Below are 18,338 nucleotides of genomic sequence, written 5' to 3'. Positions count from 1 at the left end.
TTGGCCGTCGCGCCCGTACGCCGGGCATGGAGTTCGACCGAACCACCACGGCCGCGGCGTTCGTCGCGTTCGTCGCCGTCTGTGTCGTCGCGCTGATACTCGCCCCGATACCGATGGCGACGGGGACGATACTGATGATGGTCGCGCCGTCGATGCTCGTCTTCGGGCTGGTGTGTCTCGCGCTGGGGGCGCGCTACGGCGAACACCGCGCGGGGACGGCCTGAGGCGAGCCGGGGGCTCGCGACGGGCGGAAACGGGAGAGAGGGAGAGAGAACGGAGAGGAAAAGCGAGGGGCCGACCCTACATGTAGCCGAGGTCGCGCAGCCGCTCCATCAGGTCCTCCTTGTCCTGGGCGCGGCCGGCGCGCTCGGTCGTGTTCTCCATGTCCTGGAGCCACGCGGGCTCGTCGGCGGACTTGTCGGTCGATATCTCGGAGCCGAGCGAGCGGAACCCGGCGAAGTACTTGGGCGAGACGGGGATGTCCTCGTGGGTCAGCCCGTTCGGCAGGTCGTCGTAGTCCTGCGGCACGTAGCCGTCCTCCGGGTAGCCCTCGACCGTCTCCGGGACGACGAAGTACCAGAAGGCGTCCCACACGTCCGCCTCCTTGAACTGCAGGATGGGCTGGATGCGGTCGTGGGGCGGGTAGATGTCCGGGTCGTGGCGGGGCGAGAAGAACGTCTCGTCGGCGCGCGCCTCCTGTTCGTCCCAGCGGATGCCGGAGATGATGCCGTCGATGTCGTACTCCTCCAGCGCGTCGTTGAGCGCGACGGTCTTCAGGAGGTGGTTCCCGACGTAGGTGTCGAGCAGGAACGGGAACGACTCCTCCTCGTACTCCAGGATGTTCCGCACGTGGTGTTGGTTGTGCTCGGAGAGCGCGTCGATGGGGATGTCGTCGCCGGGGGTGAGCCCGTTCTCGTCCACGTAGTCGCCCACGTCGGTGTTGCGCGCGTACACGACTTCGAGGTCCCACTCGTCGGCCCAGTGCTCGACGAAGTCCATCAGCTCGTCGAAGTGCTGGAAGTGGTCGATGAACACCGTCGGCGGCAGTTCGAGGTCGTCGTACCGCTCGACGACCTCCTTCACGAAGTACAGCGTCAGCGTCGAGTCCTTCCCGCCGGTCCACATCACCGCGGGGTTCTCGTACTCGCGCAGGCCGGTCTCGACGACCTCCAGCGCCTTCTCGAGCTTGTGCTCGATGCTCGGGTAGTCGTCGGGGGACTCGCCCTCGCCGTCCGTGTAATCGACGTCCACGTAGTCCGGGAACTGGCTCATCTCGGCTAATTATATCTCATTACCGTCTCAAAGCCCTTGTGGATGCGGAGCCGGGTGAGAGGCCGTCACAGGGCGGAACGGGGCGAGACAACGAACCGAAAACGAGGGGCGGGTCGCGCGCCCGCGCGCACGACCCGTCGCTGTCGGGACGGGGAACGCGAGAACGGAGGGGATTCAGTTGATGAACTTGTTGTCGCGCCACTGCACGGCGTGGTCGGCGTCCCGCTCGCGGGGGTCCTCGACGATCTCGATGGTGGCGGCGCGGTCCTCGCCCTCCACGATGCGGTGGGCTTCGAGCTCGTCGTCGACCGCCGCGATGGCGGTGAGTTCGCCGCGGCCGGCGAAGCGCGCGAGGTCACACAGCACCTCGAACATGGGATACTGCAGGGCGGTGTTCTGGAGCACCGTCTCGCGGTCGCCCTTGAAGCAGGCGTACTCGCGGAGCTTGGAGTTGATCTCCGGCTCCTCCTCCTCGGCGGCCGCGAGCGAGCCCCACGAGGGGCCCTCGCCGTCGTCGCCGCCGCCGAAGCTCGGCTCCGTCTCCTCGGGCGGCTCCTCCACCCACTCGCCGTCCTCGTTCTCGTACACGCGGTTCTCCGTCACGCTGGCCTTCAGCTGGGCCGTCGGCGTGTACTTCGAGATGTTGTCCTCGGCCGAGACGGCCTTGATGATGAGCGTGTTGTTCCGTCGCGTTATCTCGACGTCCTCTATCTCCACGGGGAGCTCGACCTCCTCGTCGAAGAAGCGATGAACGTCGTCGAGCGGGAGTTCGAGCGTCGAGTGGAGTCTGAATACGCGGCTTGTCATTGTGGTATCCCTCGTCCCTGGTGGGGGCGACGCCCCCCGAATCCGCAGGGTCGGTCGTCACTAGGGACTGCGTACGTATAGTGTCTCGCCTTCGACGAACGGACCACACCGGTTATACAGGGAGAGACTGTGGATGTAAAGCTCCCCGTACCGGGAGCGGACGCGCCGTGTTTATGCCCGGGAGCGGCGAAGCGGTCGGCATGGTCGATTCGGACCGGCTCGTGGACTCGTATCTGGCGCACGTCATCGCCGTCGGCCTCGCCGCGGTGGGCGTCGCCGGCCTGCTCGCCGGCGCGCTCACGACGAGCGGGTTCTGGTTCTGGCTGTTCTACCTGCTCGTGTGGGGCTCCTTCCTCGACACGCTGTCCGACGACGAGGCCTTCTGGCGCGACGCGATGGGGATGGTCGACGACGACTCGGAGCCGGAACCGACCCCCGGGGCGGACCCCGTCGAGACGCTGAAGCGGCGCTACGCCGACGGCGACATCGACGACGCGGAGTTCGACGCGCGGCTCGACCGCCTGCTCGACACCCCGGACACGCTCGCCGAACTGGAGGCCGAGCGCGGGTAGTTACCCGCGGTTACCTCCGGCTCACATGGGAGTTATGCGTCGCGCGCCGTTAGGTCGGGTATGTCCGACACTCCGGAGTACGAGGTCACGGTCGTCGGGGGCGGCCCCGCCGGACTCACGACCGCGCTGTACACGACGCGGCTGGGCCACGACACCGCGATGATAAACCGCGGCGGCGGCCGCGCGGCGATGATGCTCGACACCCACAACGTCATCGGCGTCCCCGAGGAGGTGTCGGGCAACGAGTTCCTCCAGACGGCGCGCGAGCAGATCGAGGAGTACGGCGCCGACTACCACCAGGACTTCGTGAGCGACATCGAGCGGCGCGAGGACGGCCGCTTCGACGTGACCGCCGGGAACGTCGAGGTCGTCACCGAGCACGTCGTGCTCGCGACGGGCTTCTCGGACGTGCGCCCGGACCCGCCGCTACCGCGCACGGGCCGCGGGCTCCACTGGTGTCTCCACTGCGACGCGTACATGTTCGTGGACCAGCCCGTCTTCGTGATGGGCGTCGGCGAGTCGGCCGCCGCGGTCGCCATGATAATGCTCAACTTCACCGACGAGGTGAGCCTGCTGACGCGCGGCGACGAGCCGGAGTGGTCCGAGGAGACGCAGCGCCAGCTCGACGGCCACCCCGTCGAGGTCGTCCACGAGGAGATCGAGTCCATGGAGAAGGGCGAGGACGGCTGGCTGGAGTCGTTCACCTTCGCGGACGGCACGACACGGGAGTTCCGCGGCGGCTTCCCGATGTACGGGAGCGACTACAACACGGCGCTCGCCGAGTCGCTCGGCGCGGAGCTGAACGACGACGGCACCATCGCCGTGGACGACCACGGGCAGACCTCGGCGGACGGGGTCTTCGCCGTCGGCGACGTGACGCCCGGCCACAACCAGATTCCCACCGCGATGGGCGAGGGCGCGCGCTGCGGCATCCAGAACCACTACGACCTGCGGACGTTCCCGATGTCCGTCGAGGAGCTCGACGAACACGGCGGCTCGGCCCCCGAGGGCGCCGCCCCCGGCGTCTCCGACCGCCTCCGCGAGCGGGCCCGCGAGCACAACGCGAACGCGGCCGCGCCGCCCGTCGAGGAGGGCGAGCCCGAACCCGCGGACGACTGAGCGCCCCGCATCTCTTTACTCCCTCCGCCGAGAGCGACGGCCATGGACACCTACCGGAGCGCCGTCGCCGTCGCCGACGCGGTGAAGGCCGGCGACCTGTCGCCCGTCGCGCTCGTCGACGCGATGCTCGAACGTATCGAGGCGCGCGGGACGAACGCCTACATCACCGTCATCGCCGAGGAGGCGCGTGAGGCCGCACGGGAGGCCGAACGCGCCGCGGAGGCGGGCGAGGACCTCGGCCCGCTCCACGGCGTTCCCCTCGCGCTGAAGGACCTCTACGCGCACAAGGCCGGCGTCCGCACGACGTTCGGCGCGAAGCCGTTCGCCGACCACGTGCCGGAGGAGTCGGCGCTCATCACCGAGCGGCTGGAGGCCGCGGGCGCGGTGCCGCTCGGCAAGACGAACACGCCCGAGTTCGGCCACAAGCCCCGCACGGACAACGAACTCGTCGGCCCCACCGGAACCCCGTTCGCCCCGGACCGCATCGCGGGCGGGTCGTCGGGCGGGAGCGCGGCGGCGCTCGCGGACGGCCTGGCGACGATAGCGACGGGGTCGGACGTGGGCGGGTCGCTCCGCGTCCCCGCCTCCTGTTGTCACGTCGTCTCGGTGAAGCCCTCGTTCGGGCTGATACCGAGCGCGCGCCGCCCGGACGCCTTCTCCTCGCACACCCCGACGGGCGTCGTCGGCCCCATGGCGCGGTCGGTCGAGGACCTCGCCGTGATGCTCGACGTGCTCGTCGGGCCGGACGACGGCGACCCGTTCTCCGTGCCCGCGCCCGACGCCGACTACCGCGGCGCGACGGAGCGACCGACGGCGGAGGTATCGGTCGCGTACTCGCCCGACCTCGACCTGTTCACCGTCGAGGAGGCGGTGACCGACGCGGTCGGGGACGCGGTGGACGCGCTCGCCGACGCGGGCGCGACCGTCGAGGAGGTCGCGGTCGAGGGGCCCGCGAAGGGCGACCTCAACCACGCCTTCTCCGTGCAGGCGACGGCGAAGTTCGCCACGCTGGCGCGAGAGATCGACGAGGAGCACGGCGTCGACCTCGCCGCCCCCGACTGCGAGGTGTCCGACTCGCTGAAGGCGACGGTCGCCGTCGGACGGGGCCACGAGGCCGTCGAGCACAACGTCCAGAACGTCGTCCGGACCGGGATGTACGACGCGGTGAACGACGCCATCGGCGACCACGACGCGCTCGTCTGCCCGACGCTCGCCGTCCCCCCGTTCCCGCTCTCGGAGCCGGACCCGACGGAGATAGCCGGCGAACCCGCCAACGGCACGCTCACGGACTGGTCGCTCCCGTGGGTGTTCAACGTCACCGGCCACCCCGTCGTCTCCGTGCCGGCGGGGCTGACCGACGAGGGCCTCCCCGTCGGACTGCAGGTCGTCGGCCGGCGCTACGACGAGGAGTCGCTCCTGGCCGTGGCGGCCGCCTTCGAGCGCGCGAACCCGTGGGCCGACACGTATCCGGGCGCGTAGCCGGGGTCAGTCCTCGACGCGGCGTATCGCGGGTTCGAGCGGGTCGTCCCCGTCCGCCGGTGCCGGCCGGTCGTAGCGGTACGTCCGGTCGCCGCTCACCACGAAGAAGCCGCCGCGCGACTCGTCCTCGATGACCCGACCGTCCGTGTCGATGGCCACGTCCACCAGCCCTTCGAGGTCGGCGACGCGGATGTGGTCGGCCGGGTCGCCGACCGCGGAGTCGGGGAGCTCGGCGGCGGTTATCCACTCGTCGAACTCCGCGCGCTCCCCGGCGAAGGCGAGGCGCGCGCGCTCGGCGTCGCTCACCTCGACGAGACCGCGACGCCGTCCGACGGCGAGCGCGCCGCCACCGAGCAGGCCGAGGGCGAGCAGGACCGGGCCGCCCGTCGCGGCGAGGGGGCCGGCCTCGGCGGGGACGGTGCGAACGCGCTCGCGGCGCTCCGTCGTTCCCGAGGCGTTGCCCGTGGCGCTGTACGTCCCGTCCCCGGCCGACAGTTCGAGGTCGTGCGTCCGCGTCGTGTTGACGCGCTCCCCGCCGACGGTGCCGGTCATGCGGACCTCGACGGCGACGACCGTCTCGACGCCGGAGCCGCCGGTGCCGAGCGCCTCGGTGACGTTGTCGACCCGCGACTGGAGTTCGGAGACGTTCACGCGGTAGGGGACCGTCGCCGTCTCGCCGGGGGCGAGGCCGGTCGCCTCCGCGGTGTCGAGCGCCCGGCGCTGTTCCCACAGGACGGTGCCGTCCTCGGCGACGGCGCGGATGACCCGGTCCGCCGCCAGCCGGACGGTCGTGTCGCCGTCGTCCGCGACGTAGGTGAACCGGAACTCCCCGTCGACGACGGGCGCGATACGGGTGTAGTACTGGCCCCGCTCCTCCAGCCGCGTCCCGACCTCGAAGACGGGGTTCTCGCGGCGGACCGTCGCGCCGTGGGTGAAGGCGGGCACGGTCTCGTAGACGACGACCGTCTCCGTCTCGGTCGTCGTCTCGTCGGCGAGGTGGGCGTCGTAGGTGAGGAACGCCCCCGCGCCCGCGACGACGAGCACGACGAGCGCGACGACGGCGAGGTTGTCCGCGAGCAGCCGCCGGGCGCGGAGTTCGGCGTCGGTCACGGCAGTATCCCCCCGAGGAGGCCCGTGTTCCGCCCCTCGCGCTTGCGCGACCGGACGCGGCCGGAGCCGACCATCGCCGTCCCGACCGCGTAGAACGAACCGGCGAGCAGGGCGTCGATGGCGACGAGCGGGAGCCACGGGTGGACGCCGTACAGCGCCCGGATGTGGCTCCGCGGGAGCAGCGCGAGGTAGCGGTGCTCGACGACGAACCGCCGGTAGTAGCCCGTCTCCGGCGGCGCGGAGAGGGTCACGGTCGCGTTCCGCACCGCCCGCGGGCCGACGCTGACCTCGCCCGGTTCGACCGCCACCCCCTCGCTTCCGGGTTCGAGGAAGGAGACGACGGGAATCACGCCGCCGTTGCCCACCGGGTAGGTGACCGTCTCCTCGGTACCCGTCTCGATGACGCGCGGGCCGGGCGCGTCGCTCTCGGCGCTGACGACGCCGTACTTCTGTGCGCCCGCGGGGACGACCATCGCAGCCGTCGCCGAGGCGACGACGACGAGCGCGAGCAGGGCGACGACGACCCGCGGGTCGAAGCCGTCGTCGCGCGACCGGTCGCGCGTCCGCTCGCGGCCCGCGCCGCGGTCGCGGTACGCCTCGACGAGGTACCAGACGACGGAGAGCGCGAAGACGAGGTACGCGAGCCCCGTCGTCCCGAGCAGCGAGCGGGTGCCGAGCGCGGCCGCGAGCCGGCGCTGGGTCCCCGCGAGCGCCATGCGCGACCCCTCGACGAGCGTGCCGACAAACGGCACCGCGAGCACCTGCCCGCCCGGCTGCCACGCGACGGCGACGATCTGACTCTCCTTGACGGGCGGCTCGTCGCCGTCCTGGTCGGTGAAGGGGTTGGCGTCGCCCTTCGTCACGTAGCCGCGCTCCGTCTCGCCGACGACCCGGTGAGTGGTGAGGCCGCCGCCGTTGAGTTCCTCGGCGCGGAACGTCACCACGTCGCCCTCCTCGACGTCGGCGACCGCCGAGGGAACGGCGACGAACCCCTCTCCGGGGTCGAGCGTCGGCGACATGCTCCCGGTAGTCACGTAGCTCAAGAGCACGGGCTGGCCGAGCAACTGTCCCGCCACCATCGCGAGGACGAAGCAGACGACCAACAGCTCACCCCCCCGAACGAGCCCCCGTTTCATCGCGTCCTGTCGGGGCGAGGGGTGTCACCGATATGTAGTTTTCCCACGCCGGGGCGGCCGTCCCGGTCACTCCGCGACGACGAGCGCGGTGACGTACGTCGAGACGTAGCCGAGCGCGAACCCGAGCAGGTGGACGTACGGGTTCGCGGCCCCGACCGCCGCGCCCCGGAGGGCGACGAACGGAACGACGACGAGCAACACGGCCGCGAGCGCGACCAGTTCGAAGTAGCCCGTCCGGTCGGCCGCCCGGCGCAGGTCCCCGAGCGCCGGCAGCCGGACGGAGCCGAGCGCCCGCTCGGAGTACAGCGCCGCCGCGAGCAGGGAGGCGAGCGAGACGCCGGCCGTCCGTGGGTCGAACGGCGCGGCGGCGAGCGCGGCGACGCTCGTGGCGGCGAAGAAGAGGGCCGGCGACGCCCGCGCGTCGAGGTCGTCGTCGAACGTCGCCCGGGCGTACTCCGCGAGCGCCAGCGGCAGGAGGCCGAACAGCGCCATCGCCACGCCCGAGAAGCCGAGTTCCAGCACGTCGCGCGGGAGCGCGAGGTTCAGCGCGGACAGCACGAACGGGAACGCGCCGAGGTAGGTGACGAACGCGACCCGGAACAGCCGGCGGCGACCCGCCAGCGCACACAACGCGTACACGACGGGCGCGAGGACGGCGTACACCGCGAGGTTCGCGGCGAGGTGGCCCGCGTCGAGGTGGACGAAGTGTGCGGTGTACGCCGACGCGAGCGAGGGGTCGGCGTGCGACAGCGCGAGTCCGCGACGCGTGGGCTCGGGGAGCCGGAACACGAGGAGCAGGGCCGCGGGCACGGCCGCGAGCGCGAGGAGGTCGGCGACCCTTGCGCGGCGACGGAGGGCGGCGAGGAACGGCTCCCGGCTCACGCGAGCAAGCCGGAACGGAGCAGGATAACGATTCCGAGAGCGCCGAGCAGCCCGACGCCGCCCAGCGACAGGGCGAGCGGCGGCAGGCCGAACGCCCCCTGCGACTGTTCGGGCGTGGGCGTCGCCGTATCGCCGTCGGTACCGGCCGTTCCGGTCTCGCCGGCCGGCGTGTCGGTCGGCGTCGGCGTGGGTGTCGACGTCCCGACGTCCGTCGCCCCGGCCGGCGTGTCCGTCCCGGTGGCCGTGGAGGTCGGTGTGGGCGTCGCCGTCGACGTGGGTGTCGCCGTCGACGTGGCCGTGGGCGTCTCCGTCTCGACCGGCGTGCCTGGCGTTTCCGTGCGTTCGGTTCCCGATTCGACCGGCTCGGCGTGGAGGGTGAACTCCCTCGTCGCCTCGACGCGCTCGTCCGTCGCGTCCACGAGCACGCCGACGGTCAGGCTCTCGCCCGGTGCCAGCACGACCGCGTTCGCCTCGCCGGTCACGGAGTCGGTCGGGTCCGTGTCGTTGTAGAACAGGACCGCGTCCGTGTCGGCCGTGAGCCACACCCGCCCGGGGTCCTCGTCGGTGTTCGTGACCACGAACACGCGGTCGAACGGCGTCACCGTGTCCGCGGGCACGCCCTCACCCTCGACGTTCGGGTTCGCCGCGCCGAAGCCGAGCACGAGTTCCTCGTCCTCGTAATACGCGTACGCGCCGTTCGGGCCCGTCGTGGGCTGGAGCGTGAGGTCCTCGTTGACGGTGTCGCTCCACGGTGCCGCGGCTGACGGGAGCACCGTCGCGGCGACGGCGCAGGCGAGTACGAGTGTCAGTGCGGCCTTCCTGTTCACGAGTTGTTGAATTCGGAGCCCGGAATTATAGCCATCGACGGCGATGGCGACGATTCCAGTATGGAACCCTACTCGGTGGCGCGCGTGCGACCCGAGTGGCGTCTCGGGTTCGGCAACGGTCCCGGAGGCCTTGCGGTGCCGGCCGGAATCGTACTTTCCTGCTCGTGCGACACGTCGTGTTAGAGTTCGGCGTTGGCGTGGATATTCAGCGTTCCGGACAGGTCGTCGCTCGGCTGTGCGTCCTCACCGGTCGTATCAACGAGGATAGTGAAGTACCAGGACTCGCCCACGTCGAGAGTCTGATACTCGTCGCTCCGGGTCCATCCGTATATCTGCTGCTTTTGACCGAACCGGCCGGAGCCCCCTGCCGGACCTCCACCGACGGTGGTGCCGTCGGGGCGCTGCATCGGGAACGTCCCTACGTGTCGGTGACGGTACTCGCCGACCACACGCTCAAGTTCGTTCCCGCGGCCGATGAATTCGAGGTACGACTGGTCCTTACCGGCGTCAGCCCAGCTCGCATCGGTGAAGTCGTAGCTGAGCTGGATAAACACCGGCTGTGTCCCCTGGTTCTCGATTTTGAAGACGTACTCGGTTTCGTAGTCGTCCGGGTCGCCGATGGTCGTAACCGCGTCTTGATTCAGCCCCTCGGCATCGCCGTTCTCGTCCTCGTCGAGGTCGATTGTCAGCTGTCCGCCGTCCGTACCTCCGACGTACTCGCCGACGGATTGAGCGTCGTTAGCCGTGATTCCCAGCAGTGCTGACTCGTCCCCGGTCACGTTCACGGAGACGGTTCGATTGGCGCTCACGCTCGTGAACGCACCAGTACCAGTAGCAGCGGCCGCGCCGGCCGCCAGCGAGCCCGCGCCGATCAGGAATTTGCGTCGTTCCATTGTTTTACCCCCGAAGGGAAACCCACCGGCGGAGTCGAACCGCCGTACGCCGAACGTGGGCTGAAGTCTACTCGTTGGCGACCGCTTCGATGGTCATACTGTCGATGAGCGTGCCCGTGGGGTCGATACCACGCGTGTCGATGAGGACGCTGACGTAGGCGCTCTGTCCGGTGGAAAGCGTCCACGATTGGTTCCCGACAGGTTGCTGGCCGCCCAGCAGCAGGGAGGACGAGATACCCGTCGGTGCGCTCGGGTCGAGCGTATGGAACGTGTTTCTGCTCGAGAAACCGCCCGTGGCCTGGTTCACGCCGAAGACGACGTTGTCCGTGTAGTCGCCGCTCTTCGTGCCGCTGATCGCCACGGATTGCGTACCCTGATTCTGAACCGTGAACAGGTCATTGATTACGGTGACTGCCTCCTCGTTGACTCCCGTTCCGTCGATGGCGTTGTTGGACGAATCGAGAGCCAACGCGAGCTCTCCGCCGGTGCCGTCCTCAGTCAGGTAGGCATCGTTACCCTCTCCCGCGCCTTCCAGCGCGAGGAGCGCGTCAGCGTCGTCCGCGACGTTCACCGAGACGGTTCGATTCGCGCTCACACTCGTGAACGCGCCCGTGCCGGTAGCGGCGGCCGCGCCGGCCGCCAGCGAGCCCGCGCCGATCAGGAATTTGCGTCGTTGCATAGTTGTACCCCCGAAGGGAAACCCACCGGCGGAGTCGAACCGCCGTACGCCGAACGTGGGTGACAGCGGTAGAGTTCAGGCGGGCGGGTCCGACGGGTACCAGGAGTCCTGACTCGTCTCGGTGCCGGCCTCGATGACCGCGGTTCCCGAGAGGTCGTCGTCGAGCGAGGCGTTCTCGCCCGTCGTGTCGACGGTGAGGACCATGTACAGCTCCTCGCCCACGTCGAACCGGTAGTAGTCGCTGTTCGAGCCGAAGCCGCTCCCCGCCGGCTGGCCGAGCGAGGAGTCCCTGTTGTAGCTCTGGTGGGGGTAGTCCTCGGCGTACGAGCCGGCCGCGTCGGTGCTACCGGTGCTCACGTCGAACACCTCGAAGTTCAGGTGCGACTGGCCCTTGCCGCGGTTCTCCAGCCAGCCCGTGTTCTCGAAGAAGTAATTCATCTTGAACATCAGGCTCTGGGTCCCCTGGTTGACGATCTTGAACGCGTGGTCGTCCGCCGGGTTTTCGGGGTCGCCGATGGTCGTCACGGCGTCCATGTTCGCGCCGGTCCCCGCCGACTGGGTGCCGTCGATATTGACCTGCAGCGTTCCGTCCTGCTGTGTGACCAGTCCCGATTCGCCGGGGACGAGCGATAGTAGTGCGTTGCTGTCGTCGGCGACGTTCACCGAGACGGTTCGGTTCGCGCTCACACTCGTGAACGCGCCCGTGCCGGTAGCGGCGGCCGCGCCGGCCGCCAGCGAGCCCGCACCGATTAGGAATTTGCGTCGTTCCACGGCCCTATTATCAGTTACTCGCGTCGGTTTCTTCGGCTATGAGCGTGAGCGTGGTTCCGGTCGCGTCACCTTCCATCCGGACTCCGATATTCTCCACCGTATCACCGGTCCCAAGGATAACCGGATCGTCATCGCTGAATCCGGCGCCCTGATCCTGATCGCCGTCGTTGTCAGGATCTGGGTAGTTCGGATTGCCGTTAGTACCGGTGTTCGTGTCCGGGCCCTCGGCGAAGAACGCGATGTTCCCCGGCTGATCCTCGCTGGGGTACACCTCAACGGTCTGGGTTCCCTGATTCGTGATGTCTAGGAGGTTCGCGATTTTCGTGCTCGCGTCGTCGTTAATGCCGGAGGCCCCGTTGTCTGAGCCGGTGAAGTCGAGCTTGACCGTGTTGTCGCTCTCGATATTCACGTAGTCTTGCGCGTTTGGAGTCGTGCTTCCACCCTCCTCAGCACGCTCAATTGCCAGCAGCGCGCTGGCATCGCCAGCAACGTTGACCGTGACTGTTCGATTCGCGCTCACACTCGTGAACGCACCAGTACCAGTAGCAGCGGCCGCGCCGGCCGCCAGCGAGCCCGCACCGATCAGGAATTTGCGTCGTTCCATTGTCGTAGTTTCCCCCGCACGACCCCGCCTCGCTGGCGGGCCGCGCTTACTCCAGCCCAGACACCCTACACCCATTGTATTGAGACGCCATCCGGTGTCACAGGTCGCCTTTGTGACGCGTCAGAGTCGGCTATACGGACCGGTAAGCACGGCCTGAAACCGGTATAGCGGTCCCTGATGCCGGAGAAATCATATCCGGTATCGGACAACTGAGGAAAGGATTATACCAGTCAGGCTATACGTGTCTGACGAGAGAAGTGCCGCGGTACGGGGGTACCTATGCAGGGACTACTAACACATCCGACGGGGGCGCAGGGGGACGAACGAGGGGGGCGGAACCATCGCCGGGGTGAGACCGCGTGAGCGCGACCGCCGGGGGAACGGCCGCGACCGAGGAGCCGAGCGTCGGCGAGCCCGAGGAGTCCGCGCCCGCGGACCTCACGCCCGACGAGACGTTCGAGCTGCTGAGCAACCACCGCCGGCGGTACGCCATCCACCACCTGAAGCGCGTGGAGGACACGGACATCGGCGGGCTGTCGCGGCAGATCGCCGCCTGGGAGAACGACACCGAGCCGGCGGAGGTGACGAGCGCGGAGCGAAAGCGGGTGTACACCTCGCTCCAGCAGTTCCACCTGCCGAAGCTCGACGAGAAGGGCGTCGTGGAGTTCGACGAGCGCGCCGGCGAGGTGGCGCTGTCGGACGCCGCGGAGAACCTCGACCTCTACCTGGAGGTCGTCCAGGGGAAGGACATCCCGTGGAGCCAGTACTACCTCGGGCTCGCGGCCGTGAACGTCGGCCTGCTCGCGGCCGTCGGCGCGAACGCGTGGCCGTTCGTCCTTCTGCCGGACCTCGCGTGGGGCGTCTTCGCCGTCACGACGCTCGCCATCTCCGCGGCCGTCCACACGTACTACAACCACTCGATGCAGCTCGGGCGGGGCGAGAGCCCGCCGGCACACGACGCCTGAGATGGCCCGCCGCCTCGCGCTCGCCGTCGTCGCCGTGGCCGCCGTCGCCGTCTTCGCGAGCGGCGCGTTCGGCTTCACGAGTGCGACGGTCGACCGCGGGGTCTCGGTGGCGGTCGTGGACGACGAGAGCGCCTTCCTCGGGCTGCAGGACCGGACCGTCGAGTGTCGCGAGATACCGGGAAGCGGGACCCAGCCGGACGAGTCGTGTGCTGACACGCCGCTGTTGCGGGTGACGAACCAGTTCGCCTCCGAGATGACCGTGACGCGCGTGAGCATCGAGACGAGCGATGGCACGTCTGTGCGGGCTGTCGACGACGGGCTGGACCTCGACGACGACCTCGCGGTCGGGGAGTCGGGAGTCGTCCGTGCGGACGTATCCGGGGTCTGTGACCCCAGCGGGAACGAGGTCGACACCGTGACCCTCGACGTGACGCTCGGCGTCGAGACGGACGGCGTGGACGCGACCCGCTACGACAAGACGCTTACCGTGACGTGTGAGCGGCCGGCGACAGGCGGCGGTAGCGGTGACGGCGAGGCCGAACCGGGCGAGGACGAAGTCGTGTTCAAGGGGTCCGGCAACGTCGATACGGGGAACTTCACCGTCGAGACCTACGTCTACTACGTCCCGAGCGACGACGAGTTCGTCGAGCAGTCGAGTACCCGCGGAAGCAGCGCCGACCTCGTCGCCGTTGTAACCGAGAACAACGGCACCTACGTCAACACGAAGTTCGACTTCGAGACGAAGAAGCAGAGCGGGTCGGGAGGAACGGAACGCCTCAACGAGGACCAGACCCCGCCGTGGGAGTCGGCCTCGGAAACGGCGACCCCGACCGCCACGGCGACCGAGACCGGGAGCTAGTCGTCCGCGAACGCGGAGCCGGCGTCCTCCACGGCATCCGCGTCCTCGATACTCGGCGGGTACTTCCCGCGGTCGAGCTTCAGGTCGGACTGCGGGCGGGCCATACACGTCAGCGCGTACTTCTCGGCCTCCTCCTCGGTGAAGCCGCGCTTCGTCACGACGGTCTGTTCGACCTCACCCTCGATTATCTCCGCCGAGCAGGCGAGACACATGCCGACGCGGCAGGAGTACTCCTGGGCGATACCCTCCTCCAGACACCGCGAGAGGATGGTCCGCTTGTCGGAGCAGGTGATGGTCTCGCCCGTCCCGACGAACTCGACCTCGTACTCGGTCATGGTCCGTGTTACAGCCACCCCCGACAAAACCCTTTACCGATGGCGCGGGGGGACCGCCGCCTGAATAAAGAGTTTTCACCGCGGCCCCGACAGAAGGGGTAATGACCACACACTCCGTCGACGTCGCCATCGTGGGGGCGGGGACCAGCGGCTGTTACGCGGCCGCGACGCTCGCCGACGAGGGCTACGACGTCGTCATCGTCGAGCGGAAGGACGCCGAGGAGGCGGGCCACATCGCCTGCGGGGACGCGCTGAAGGGGGCGAACAACTTCCCCGACGCCATCCCGAAATCGACGCTCGAACCCGCCTTCACCAACACCGAGGTGGACCACGGCCGGTTCGAGGCCCCCCGGCAGGGCGTCGAACTCGACATCCCCGTGCCCGGCGAGCTCGCCGTCATCGACCGCTGGGAGTACGGGCGCATCATCATCGACGCCGCCGACCGTGCGGGCGCCGACTTCCACTACGACACCGTCGTCCAGGACGTGCGACAGGAGGACGGCCGCGTCACGGGGTTGACCGCGATGCGGAAGGGCGAGGCCGTCACCTACGAGGCCGAGATGGTCATCGACGGCGCGGGCGCGCTCTCCATCCTGCAGGACAAGGCCGACTTCTCCGAGGCGACGTTCGACACGAACGTCCGCTACTCGCAGTTCTCCTCGGCGTACCGCGAGGTGCTGGAGGTCGAGGAGCCGGTCGAGTGGTCCGACGCGCTCGTGTTCAAGCCGACCAAGCGCTCGGCGGGCTACCTGTGGTACTTCCCGCGCACGCCGACCGAGATCAACGTCGGCCTCGGCTTCCAGATGAGCGAGGAGCCGATGAAGCTCGTGGACGACTTACGCGAGGACATCAGCCGGCGGCCCGAGTTCGAGGGCGCGGAGGTCGTGGACAAGCTCGGCGCGGCGCTGCCCACCCGCCGGACGTACGACTCCGCGACCGCGCCCGGATACATCGCAGCCGGCGACTCGGCCGCACACGTCAACCCCATCTCCGGGGGCGGCATCGCCGGGGCCGCGTACGCCGGCAAGTACGCCGCCGAGCAGGCGATGGAGGCCATCGAGAACGACGCGACGGGCGACGAGGCCGCGCTGTGGGAGTACAACAGCCGGGTGATGGACCACTTCGGCGGGCGCTACGCCGCGCTCGACGTGTACAACATCTTCTCGACGGCCTACGAGATAGACGACCTCGCGGCGCTGGCCGGCGCGCTCCCGGGCAAGCAGATCGCCGACGCGCTCTACTCCGGGTCGTCGGGCGTTTCGCCGGTGCTCGCGCTCAAGACGCTGTGGAAGGCGCGCGGCCACCTCGGCACGATGTTCGACCTCTACTCGACGAAGGGGCTCGCCGACCGCCTGCTGGCCCACTACGAGGAGTACCCCTCGCACCCCGACGGCTTCGAGGCGTGGCGCACGGAACGCGACTCCATCATGGACGACGTGTACGCGGAGACCGGCGCGGAGCCGAAGTACTGAGGCGGGCGTACGGTTTTACGGCTCGGCCCCGACTGGCGAGCGTGCGATGATAGACGAGGAGGGACGGCTCCGCGCGCTCGTGACGCGACTCGGCCGAGAGTACCGCGAGCAGACGGGCTTCTTCGCGCGCCACACCCTCCCCGAGTACGAGGCGATGCGTTCGCTCGACCTCACGCCGCGCGAGCGGGCGCTGTTCGTCACCCTCTCGGTCGTCCCTTTCCACACCCACCCGTCTGGCGACCCGAAACGCGAGGTCGGCCGCGGCGGCCTCTGGCAGGTGTGTGCCACCCTCCGCCGGCAACACCCGTGGACGTTCGACCCCGGCGAGATAGCCGACGACGGCGAGTCGCGACTCGTTCGCCTGTTCGACAACCTCGAAGCCATGGACGAGTACGACGCGCGCTGGTGGCACACCTGCGCCGCGACGGTTCACGAGGAGTTCGACGGCGACCCCCGGACGCTGTTCGCGCGCCACGACTACGTCGCCCCGCACGTCGCCCGCGACGTGCGCCGGTACGCCCTGCCCGGCATCGGCGACGTGGTGACGACGCCGTTCTGGCTCCGGACGGTCCACGACCAGGTGCGCGAACTCGGCGGGACGCGGTGGCTCCGGATGCCCGTCGACTACACGCTGTTCCGCGTCACCCGGAAGCTCGGCGGCCTCGACCTCGCGTACCGCGACCGCGACGACCGCGACCTCGTCGCCGACTTCTGGACGGTGTTCTGCCGGAAGCACGGGCTGGTGCCGATGGCGGTCGAGAAGCCGCTCCGCTTGGTAGGGCTCCACTGGGATAGGGAGGGGAAGGCCCACGTCGCGGAGACGCTCGACCGGCTCTAGAGCCGCAGGACCGTCCCGACGAGCGTCTCGATACCCTGCTCGATGGTGTCCTCGTCCGTGTCGAACGTGGCGGTGTGGTGGCCGCCGGGGTGGTCGGTGCCGACGCCGACGTAACACGCCAGTCCGCCGTTGTCCTGCACGTACTGCATCAGGTAGGTCGCGTCCTCGCTCCCGCCGAGCGCGTCGCGTCGCAGCCGGGAGGTGACGCCCGCGACGCCCCCCGCCACGTCGTGGACGATATCGACCAGTTCCTCGTCGCTCGTCGCGCTGGGGGCGTCGCCGACCACGTCCACATCGACCTCACAACCGTACGCGGCCGCCGAGCCCTCCAGCGCCTGCGTCGCGCGGTCGTACATGTACTCCTTCAGCTCCGTCGTCTCGCCGCGCACCTCGATCTCCATGCGGGCGGACTCGGGGATGATGTTCGAGGCCGTGCCGCCCTCGACGCGGCCGGCGTTGACGCGCGTCTGGCCGTCGGAGTGGCGCGGAATGCCGTAGAGGCCTTGCACCGCGGCGGCCATCGCCTGGACCGCGTTGCGCCCCTCCTCCGGCTTCGCGCCCGCGTGGCCCGGGTAGCCGGTGAACTCCGCGTGGAGCTGTGAAACGGCGAGGAAGCCGTCGATGCCGGCGACGATCTCGCCCGTCGGGTGGTCGAGGCCGACGTGGAGCGCGAGCAGGCGGTCCACGTCGTCCAGGTGGCCGGACCGGGCCATCGCCTTCCCGCCGCCGACGACCTCCTCCGCGGGCTGGAAGAACACCTTGAACGTGCCCGAGAAGTCGGAGTGCTTCACGCGTTCGAGGATGCCGAGGCCGATGGTCGCGTGGGCGTCGTGGCCGCAGGCGTGCATGTACCCCTCGTTGCCCGAGCGGAACCCCTCCGCGGCGGGGTAGTGGTCGGCGTCGTCGGACTCCCGCTGGGGGAGCGCGTCGATGTCCACCCGGAGCGCGACGGTCGGCCCCTCGCCCTTCCGCAGGACCGCGACCGCGCCGGTGTGGCCGCCCTTCGTCTTTTCGAGGACGTCCTCGCGCGCGCCGGCCTCGCGGGCGCGCTCGAACCACGCGTCCAGTTCCTCGTCGTCGGGGACGGCCATGCGCTCGTCGCTCGCGAGCGCGTCGCGCCCGACGTACAGTTCGTCCACGCCGACGGCCTCTATCTCGTCCACGATGCGGGAGGTGGTGTAGAACTCCCGCCAGGCCGGCTCCGGGTAGCGGTGCAGGTCGCGACGCAGTTCCACGAGCGAGTCGCGGCTCGTCAGGCTCATGGCTCGCCTCTGTGCGCCGCGGATAGAAAGACCCCTCGCCGTCCGTCTCAGTTCCGGCCGAGCCCCTTCGTCTGTTTCACGTCCGCGGAGACGTGGACGCTGGCGGGGTAGTCGTCGCCCGCGACGCGGCGGGCGAACTCGTCGTAGCCGTGTATCTCCACGTCGCGCGTGTACACCTGGAAGTTCCACGCCTCGAAGGAGTCGCCGGGCGCGAGCCGCTTCTGCTGTGGCGCCGAGAGGTCGGTCGCGGGGCGGGGGTGCGGCCCCTTCATCTCGACGCCTTTCCGCTCGGCGCTCTCCTTGATGTCCTCGACGACGCGGTCGAGGACCTCCCTGTCCCCGGACTCGAACGTGAGCTTCGTGACGAAGGGCATTACCGGGCACACGGCGTGCGCCCCCAAAAGCACGCCGTTCGGCGGCCGGGGCGCGTCCCGAGCCGCCGGGGGACGCAAGCCT

21 protein-coding genes are annotated in these 18,338 nt (G+C 69.5%); 8 read left to right on the top strand and 13 right to left on the bottom strand.

Annotated features, from left to right (window positions below; genetic code table 11):
- Positions 1–26: 26 nt before the first annotated feature.
- Positions 27–224 carry a DUF7333 family protein gene (locus P2T37_RS10530; protein ID WP_276233890.1) on the top strand — a complete coding sequence of 66 codons (198 nt, stop codon included), beginning with the start codon at positions 27–29 and terminating at the stop codon, positions 222–224.
- Positions 225–300: 76 nt separating this feature from the next.
- On the opposite strand, the gene P2T37_RS10525 is transcribed toward P2T37_RS10530, so the two are convergent.
- Entirely contained in the window at positions 301–1,272 is a 972-nt protein-coding gene (locus tag P2T37_RS10525; protein ID WP_276233889.1) for a phosphoadenosine phosphosulfate reductase family protein, read from the bottom strand.
- A 174-nt stretch (positions 1,273–1,446) separates the two neighbouring features.
- Entirely contained in the window at positions 1,447–2,079 is a 633-nt protein-coding gene (locus tag P2T37_RS10520; RefSeq protein ID WP_276233888.1) for a DUF7110 family protein, read from the bottom strand.
- A 200-nt stretch (positions 2,080–2,279) separates the two neighbouring features.
- Between P2T37_RS10520 and P2T37_RS10515 the strand changes: the two genes are divergently transcribed.
- The 3 genes from P2T37_RS10515 to P2T37_RS10505 are packed head-to-tail and all read left to right on the top strand — an operon-like array spanning position 2,280 to position 5,249.
- Positions 2,280–2,651 (top strand): SHOCT domain-containing protein, encoded by a 372-nt coding sequence (locus tag P2T37_RS10515; RefSeq protein WP_276233887.1) that lies wholly within the window; start codon positions 2,280–2,282, stop codon positions 2,649–2,651.
- Positions 2,652–2,711: 60 nt separating this feature from the next.
- Positions 2,712–3,770 (top strand): NAD(P)/FAD-dependent oxidoreductase, encoded by a 1,059-nt coding sequence (locus tag P2T37_RS10510; RefSeq protein ID WP_276233886.1) that lies wholly within the window; start codon positions 2,712–2,714, stop codon positions 3,768–3,770.
- 42 nt (positions 3,771–3,812) lie between these two features.
- Positions 3,813–5,249, top strand: coding sequence for an amidase (locus P2T37_RS10505; protein ID WP_276233885.1), 1,437 nt, complete (start codon positions 3,813–3,815; stop codon positions 5,247–5,249).
- A gap of 6 nt (positions 5,250–5,255) precedes the next feature.
- Here the strand turns inward: P2T37_RS10505 and P2T37_RS10500 are convergent, their stop codons facing one another.
- The 8 genes from P2T37_RS10500 to P2T37_RS10465 form a co-directional block, all read right to left on the bottom strand.
- Positions 5,256–6,359: a DUF5305 domain-containing protein gene (locus P2T37_RS10500; protein ID WP_276233883.1), complete on the bottom strand. Its 1,104-nt coding sequence runs from the start codon at positions 6,357–6,359 to the stop codon at positions 5,256–5,258.
- A complete protein-coding gene (locus P2T37_RS10495; protein ID WP_276233882.1) occupies positions 6,356–7,495 on the bottom strand; it encodes a signal peptidase I in 1,140 nt (379 codons plus the stop codon). Before P2T37_RS10495 ends, P2T37_RS10500 begins: the two co-directional genes overlap by 4 nt.
- A gap of 66 nt (positions 7,496–7,561) precedes the next feature.
- Positions 7,562–8,377: a rhomboid family protein gene (locus P2T37_RS10490; protein WP_276233881.1), complete on the bottom strand. Its 816-nt coding sequence runs from the start codon at positions 8,375–8,377 to the stop codon at positions 7,562–7,564.
- Positions 8,374–9,204, bottom strand: coding sequence for a DUF1102 domain-containing protein (locus P2T37_RS10485; RefSeq protein ID WP_276233880.1), 831 nt, complete (start codon positions 9,202–9,204; stop codon positions 8,374–8,376). The genes P2T37_RS10490 and P2T37_RS10485 overlap by 4 nt, the downstream gene beginning before the upstream one ends.
- A gap of 179 nt (positions 9,205–9,383) precedes the next feature.
- Positions 9,384–10,097 carry a hypothetical protein gene (locus tag P2T37_RS10480; RefSeq protein WP_276233879.1) on the bottom strand — a complete coding sequence of 238 codons (714 nt, stop codon included), beginning with the start codon at positions 10,095–10,097 and terminating at the stop codon, positions 9,384–9,386.
- Between the two features lie 67 nt (positions 10,098–10,164).
- Complete coding sequence (locus P2T37_RS10475) at positions 10,165–10,776, bottom strand: hypothetical protein (RefSeq protein ID WP_276233878.1); 612 nt, start codon at positions 10,774–10,776, stop codon at positions 10,165–10,167.
- 75 nt (positions 10,777–10,851) lie between these two features.
- A complete protein-coding gene (locus P2T37_RS10470) occupies positions 10,852–11,547 on the bottom strand; it encodes a hypothetical protein (RefSeq protein ID WP_276233877.1) in 696 nt (231 codons plus the stop codon).
- 10 nt (positions 11,548–11,557) lie between these two features.
- Positions 11,558–12,151, bottom strand: a complete 594-nt coding sequence (locus P2T37_RS10465) for a hypothetical protein (RefSeq protein WP_276233876.1) — start codon at positions 12,149–12,151, stop codon at positions 11,558–11,560.
- Between the two features lie 359 nt (positions 12,152–12,510).
- Here P2T37_RS10465 and P2T37_RS10460 point away from each other — a divergent pair, with 359 nt between their 5' ends.
- A complete protein-coding gene (locus P2T37_RS10460) occupies positions 12,511–13,116 on the top strand; it encodes a DUF7344 domain-containing protein (protein WP_276233875.1) in 606 nt (201 codons plus the stop codon).
- Position 13,117: 1 nt separating this feature from the next.
- Positions 13,118–13,975, top strand: coding sequence for a hypothetical protein (locus tag P2T37_RS10455; RefSeq protein WP_276233874.1), 858 nt, complete (start codon positions 13,118–13,120; stop codon positions 13,973–13,975).
- Here the strand turns inward: P2T37_RS10455 and P2T37_RS10450 are convergent.
- The gene (locus tag P2T37_RS10450; RefSeq protein WP_276233873.1) at positions 13,972–14,310 is read right to left on the bottom strand and encodes a 2Fe-2S iron-sulfur cluster-binding protein; all 339 of its coding nucleotides are present in this window, start codon (positions 14,308–14,310) and stop codon (positions 13,972–13,974) included. The genes P2T37_RS10455 and P2T37_RS10450 overlap by 4 nt on opposite strands.
- 101 nt (positions 14,311–14,411) lie before the next feature.
- Between P2T37_RS10450 and P2T37_RS10445 the strand changes: the two genes are divergently transcribed.
- Both P2T37_RS10445 and P2T37_RS10440 read left to right on the top strand, forming a co-directional pair.
- Positions 14,412–15,782, top strand: coding sequence for a geranylgeranyl reductase family protein (locus P2T37_RS10445; RefSeq protein WP_276233872.1), 1,371 nt, complete (start codon positions 14,412–14,414; stop codon positions 15,780–15,782).
- A 46-nt stretch (positions 15,783–15,828) separates the two neighbouring features.
- Positions 15,829–16,620: a hypothetical protein gene (locus P2T37_RS10440; RefSeq protein ID WP_276233871.1), complete on the top strand. Its 792-nt coding sequence runs from the start codon at positions 15,829–15,831 to the stop codon at positions 16,618–16,620.
- Here P2T37_RS10440 and P2T37_RS10435 read toward each other — a convergent pair.
- Together P2T37_RS10435 and P2T37_RS10430 are read right to left on the bottom strand one after the other, a co-directional pair.
- On the bottom strand, positions 16,617–17,882 hold the full coding sequence (locus P2T37_RS10435) for an amidohydrolase (RefSeq protein ID WP_276233870.1): 1,266 nt from the start codon (positions 17,880–17,882) through the stop codon (positions 16,617–16,619). The two genes, P2T37_RS10440 and P2T37_RS10435, sit on opposite strands and share 4 nt — an antisense overlap.
- Before the next feature lie 47 nt (positions 17,883–17,929).
- Positions 17,930–18,256: an uS10/mL48 family ribosomal protein gene (locus P2T37_RS10430; RefSeq protein ID WP_276233869.1), complete on the bottom strand. Its 327-nt coding sequence runs from the start codon at positions 18,254–18,256 to the stop codon at positions 17,930–17,932.
- Positions 18,257–18,338 lie beyond the last annotated feature (82 nt).

The organism is Halosegnis marinus (assembly GCF_029338355.1).
Lineage (GTDB): Archaea > Halobacteriota > Halobacteria > Halobacteriales > Haloarculaceae > Halosegnis > Halosegnis marinus.
This window is presented reverse-complemented; position numbering and strand designations above follow the sequence as displayed.